Source organism: Halorubrum sp. Ea8 (assembly GCF_002252925.1).
Lineage (GTDB): Archaea > Halobacteriota > Halobacteria > Halobacteriales > Haloferacaceae > Halorubrum.
Genome location: NZ_NHPF01000113.1, coordinates 1 through 5,111, shown reverse-complemented (window position 1 = coordinate 5,111; position 5,111 = coordinate 1). Strand labels below are relative to the sequence as shown.

General features: G+C 69.0%; 4 protein-coding genes. 2 read left to right on the top strand and 2 right to left on the bottom strand.

All coding sequences use genetic code 11. The features are described 5' to 3' along the window. Positions 1 to 188 precede the first annotated feature (188 nt). A complete protein-coding gene (locus DJ74_RS13960) occupies positions 189 to 1,709 on the top strand; it encodes a deoxyribodipyrimidine photo-lyase (protein ID WP_094527635.1) in 1,521 nt (506 codons plus the stop codon). Between the two features lie 731 nt (positions 1,710 to 2,440). Here DJ74_RS13960 and mvaD read toward each other — a convergent pair. Next, complete coding sequence (mvaD, locus tag DJ74_RS13955) at positions 2,441 to 3,439, bottom strand: phosphomevalonate decarboxylase MvaD (protein WP_094527634.1); 999 nt, start codon at positions 3,437 to 3,439, stop codon at positions 2,441 to 2,443. Positions 3,440 to 4,017: 578 nt separating this feature from the next. Between mvaD and DJ74_RS13950 the strand changes: the two genes are divergently transcribed. Further along, positions 4,018 to 4,371 (top strand): 2Fe-2S iron-sulfur cluster-binding protein, encoded by a 354-nt coding sequence (locus DJ74_RS13950; protein ID WP_094527633.1) that lies wholly within the window; start codon positions 4,018 to 4,020, stop codon positions 4,369 to 4,371. Between the two features lie 18 nt (positions 4,372 to 4,389). Here the strand turns inward: DJ74_RS13950 and DJ74_RS13945 are convergent. After that, positions 4,390 to 5,111: TIGR00366 family protein (locus DJ74_RS13945; RefSeq protein WP_141212714.1), on the bottom strand; the 722-nt coding region annotated here is incomplete at its 5' end.

Here is a 5,111-nt window from a genome sequence, read left to right as displayed (position 1 = left end):
TCGTCCGCACACCGGCCGCCCGGAGCTGTGAGTCGACCGCGGAGAACGTCGTCGGTGTCGGTCAGGTGACGACCTCGTGGCGGCCGGTGTGCGGACGACGCCACTGCGGTCGATCCGTGGACCACACCGTGGCGGTCGATCCGCGACCCCGCCGGTGGTTTCACGGTGCTCGCTCCCGTGTCCATCGTATGGAGCTGTTCTGGCACCGACGGGACCTCAGACTCGCCGACAACGTCGGGCTCGCGGCCGCCGCCGACAGGGGCGAGGTCGCGGGCGTCTTCGTCTTCGACGACGACGTGCTCGCGCACGCCAGCGACGTGCGAGTGCGCCGCCTGCTCGACGGGCTCGCGGCGCTGCGAGACGACTACCGCGACCGCGGGAGCGACCTCCTCGTCGCCCGCGGCGACCCGGAGACCGCGCTCCCCGAACTGGCCGCGAGCCTCGACGCCGACCGCGTCGTCTGGAACCGAGACTACTCGGGGCTCGCGCGCGAGCGCGACGCCGCGGTCCGCAAGGCGCTCAACGAGGCCGGAATCGAGCGCGAGGCGCACCACGACGCGGTGTTGCACACGCCGGACTCGATCCGGACGAACGCCGGCGACCCGTACTCGGTGTACACCTACTACTGGCGGAAGTGGACCGACCGAGAGACCGACCCGCCGGCGCCGACCCCGGAAGCGGCGGACCTCGTCGACGTCGACGCGCTGACCGCGGCCGCTAACGGCGACGACGGCGCCGTCGCAGACGGCGGCGTCGATACCGATCGCGTCGCCGTCGGCGACCTGCCTACCCCCGCCGACCTGGGCTTCGCGGAGCCCGACGCGGAGGTGGGTCCCGCCGGCACCGAGGCGGCCCGCGAGCGGCTCGACGACTTCCTCTCGGAGGCGGTGTTCGGATACGACGCGGAGCGCGACTACCCCGCCCGCGAGTCGACCTCTCGTATGTCGGCCTTTTTAAAATACGGCGAGATCGGGGTGCGCGAGGCCTACGAGGCGACCGAGCGCGCGATGGCTGCGGCGGAGGAGCGGGCCGAGGAGAACGGCGAGGAGGGCGACGATGACGACGACGGCCCCGTCGCCGCGGTCGAGGAGTACCAGCAGCAGCTCGCCTGGCGCGAGTTCTACACGCAGGTGCTGTACCACAACCCCGAGGTGGTGACGGATAACTACAAGCAGTACGAGGAGGGGATCGAGTGGCGCGACGACCCCGAGGAAATCGCGGCCTGGAAGCGCGGCGAGACGGGGTACCCCATCGTCGACGCCGGGATGCGTCAGCTCCGCGAGGAGGCGTTCATGCATAACCGCGTCAGGATGATCGTCGCCTCCTTCCTCACGAAGGACCTGCTCGCCGACTGGCGCCACGGCTACGAGCACTTCCGGGAGCGGCTGGCCGACCACGACACCGCCAACGACAACGGCGGCTGGCAGTGGGCGGCCTCGACGGGGACCGACGCCCAGCCCTACTTCCGCATCTTCAACCCGATGACGCAGGGGGAGCGCTACGACCCCGACGCGGAGTACATCAAAGAATTCGTCCCGGAGCTTCGGGGGCTCGACGCCGACCTCATCCACGAGTGGCACGAGCTCTCGCCGACGCAGCGCGCGAACGCGGCGCCCGACTACCCCTCCCCGATCGTCGACCACTCGGAGCGGCGCGAGGAGGCGTTAGCGATGTACAAGCGGGCGCGCGGCGAAGATCCGGACGAGTAACTCGCGCCGTTGACGGGTTCATCGAAGGACATGGTTGACCCGCCGTGACGAGTACGGAGAATCGAATCAACACCGGAGGGGAGTTCTTTCGCGGCGATCGAGACCACAGCAACCGTCAGGCCCGCGTGTGAACGAGATCATCCCGCTCGGCCTGCAACTGCCGCGAGCGCGTCGGCGTGCAGCAGCGCTGTTCGGTGGTACTTTGTCGAGAACGGGCGAACACCGCGGTTAAGACCCGGACGGGAGACGTTTTCCGCGCACCGTACGGCCCTTCCGACCTGCGCTGGCTGTAGCCGGTCTTTCCCGGCGTTGCCCTTTGGGGCTTTGGCTGGACTTTCACCAGCGGTTGCCAGCAGCCGGTTTCTCGGACTTTAGTCGCCCAAGGCCCGATACTTGACCTTTACGACAGTCCTGCCGGCGGGACTGTTTCCGGCACGCTTCGGTTCTCCTTCGAGGCGTTCATCTCACTTCCCTGTCGGGGGGTCTGATTTTACCTCCAACCCGATTGAGCCCGTCTTGACAGACGCACCCATTCGGGTCGTCCGGTATGTCCCCGCTGTGTCCGCACCCGTGATGTACGTTAGCAAGAGACATAAAATTTACCGACGAACGCGATAGCACTCTCGACTTTCGACGGATTCGAATAAGTGGGTCTGATGAACGGCTCGCATCGGAGGTGGTGCCGGTCGTGACCCGCCGACCGTCCACGAGCGGCAGATCGCCGGTCCGACTTAAAACAGCGCCTCGCTCTCGTCGAGCACGTGCGCAGGCCCGCCGACCTCCCAGACGTCGGTGTCGATGCCGATCTCGCTGATTCTGCTCTCGACTTCGTCGACGTGGTCGGCGAGCGTGTTCACGTACACCGAGGCGCCGGTGTCCGTCGAGAAGTAGACCGGGACGCCCGACTCGCGCAGTTCGCGGACCGCGTTGAACACTTGGATCGTCTCCGGCTGCCAGTACACCCACCCGGCGGGGCCGGTCATCGTGGTGGCCGTCAGCGAGAGCGAGTCGTGCTCAGCGGTCCCGAAGATTCGATCGAAGTCGCCCTCGCGGAGCGCGTCGGTCATCTCGACGAGCTGGTCCTGCACGTGGGCGGTCCGCGCCTGCATCATGTGGCTCGCGGCGGCCTCGCGGTGCGCCTCCTCGGTCTCTTTATAAGCGGGGACGTGCGCGGCGACGATCCGGAGGTCCTCCTCGGGGTCGAACCCGTCCTCGCCGACGCCCACGTCCAGACGGTGCGAGCGACAGTCCTCGTCGTTGAGCCCGGCGTCGAGCCGGGAGTAGGCCCCGGTGACGGCCCGGGCCGCGGAGGAGGAGCCGCGGCGGGCGATCGTGGAGACCTCGGGCAGGGAGCGGTCGAGGCCGGCGGCCTCGACGAGCGCGAGCGCGGCGGCCGCGAACCCCGACGACGAGGAGCCGAAGCCGATGTTCGACGGGAAGGAGTTCTCGCTCTCCAGCCGGACCGCGGCGTCGACGCCGGCCAGCTCGCGGACGTGGTCGACGACCATATCGATGCGCTCGGCGGCCCGGCCGTCGACCGCCTCGCCGCCGATGACGTACGTGTCCTCGCTCGCGTCGGGCTGCCACTCGACCGTCGTCGTCGTCGCGGTCGGGGCGGTACAGAGGCTGATGCTGTCGTGGTACGGGAGCCGGAGCTCCGGGTCGCGCATCCCGTGGTACTTGACGAGCCCCTGGATCGGGTGGGCTCGCGCGGTGGCCTTCTCGGTCATACCTCGGGAAGCGTCCGGCGGGGGATTAGTCGTTGCGATGAGTGGGAGGGTGAGTGTGGAAGAGTCGTTGCGAAACGATGAGTCGATCGAGACAAGTGCGGTGGCGCGTGCCTACGAGCGGCCATCGGCCGCGAGGAGCACGCGCGAGGGAGTCGCGAACGGCGTGGCGCGTAGCGCCACGGGCAGCCGGCGCGAAGCGCCGGCGACGAAGTGAGCGACGAGGCTGGGGAGGCGTGAGGTGTTGTGCGGTCGGGGTCGGGTGGGACTCAAAGGGGCAGCCGGGAGACGGTCGCAGGTGACGCAAGCACCGCAGGGAGCGAGCGGAGTGAGCGACCGAGAAGCGCAGCGAGCGTGCGACCGTCTCCCGGCTGGTGCTTTGGAGGTGTTCGCTGGCGATCCAGTATTAGCCATTCATAATCGAACGGCTGGGGCTTTGACGGTGTTCACCCACCCAATAACGACAACGACGGACCGACGCGAACCGGCCCAACCACCACCGCCCACTTATTCTTCCGTCCCCGCGCCGGCGACTGGATCGAGGGGAACCCTTTTTGATTGGTCGGCGGGTACTCCGCGCCATGACAGAGTACACCGTCGAGTTCGTCGGCACCGGCGAGACGATCGAGGTGGCCGACACGGAGACGGTCCTCAGCTCCTGTATCGAGGCGGGGATCGCCCAAGAGTACTCCTGCCGCGTCGGGATGTGCCTCGCCTGCTCCGCCGAGATCGTCGAGGGCGAGGTGACCCAGCCCGCGGCCCGCGGGCTCACCGACGATGAGGCGGAGGAGTACGCGCTCACCTGCATGGCGCGCCCGCAGTCCGACCTGAAGCTGGACCGCGGCAAGTACCCGCCGAGCATCGAGGACGAGGAGGCGACCGCGGCCGGCGGGGACACCGACGGCGCCGGCGGCGCGGCCGCGGACGACGATTGAAAAGGGCCGCTCCGCGGCTCAGTACGGCACCGCGTATAGCGCGACCGCGAGGAACGGGATCAGCGCGAGCAGCATCGCGATCGCGTACCCGAACATCTCCCGCGCTTTGACCTCCGTGATCGCCAGCAGCGGCAGCGCCCAGAACGGGTTCAGCAGGTTCGTGTGCGCGTCGCCGACCGCGTACGCGATCGTCGCCTGCCCGTAGGGGACGCCCAGGCTCTCCGCGGCCTGCAGCACTGAGGGACCGATGACGAGCCACTCGCCGCCGCCGGAGGGAACGAACACGTTCGCGACGGCGCCGACGAGCCAGGCGACGACGGGGTACGTCGCCGCCGTCGACACGTCGAGGAGCGCCTCGGCGAGCAGCAGCGCGAGCCCGGAGTCGGCCATGATCCCCTGAATCCCCGCGAAGAAGGGGAAGAGGAGGACGATGCCGGCCGCCGCGCCGGCGGCCTCGTTGAATCGGTCGCGGTAGTACGCCGGGCGCTGGTAGATGAGGAGGCCGGCGAAGAGGAACCCGAAGTTGACCGCGTTTAGCGTGAACGCCCCGAGCCCCTGCCCGAGGAACTGGTAGGCGACGACGGCGACCCCCGAGAGCGCGATCAGGCCGCCGAGGAGCCGGCTGTTGTTCAGCCGCTCGGCCGGAACGTCGTCGACGCCGGCCGGCGGTTCGTCGACCGGATCGGCGACCTCGGCCGCGTCGGTCCCGCCGTCGGCGGTCGCGTCGTCCGCTGCGCGAC

Coding starts and splice junctions, on each gene's coding strand:
- DJ74_RS13960 (WP_094527635.1), top strand. CDS start 189: ATGGAGCTGTTCTGGCACCGACGGGACCTCAGACTCGCCGACAACGTC.
- mvaD (WP_094527634.1), bottom strand. CDS start 3,439: ATGACCGAGAAGGCCACCGCGCGAGCCCACCCGATCCAGGGGCTCGTC.
- DJ74_RS13950 (WP_094527633.1), top strand. CDS start 4,018: ATGACAGAGTACACCGTCGAGTTCGTCGGCACCGGCGAGACGATCGAG.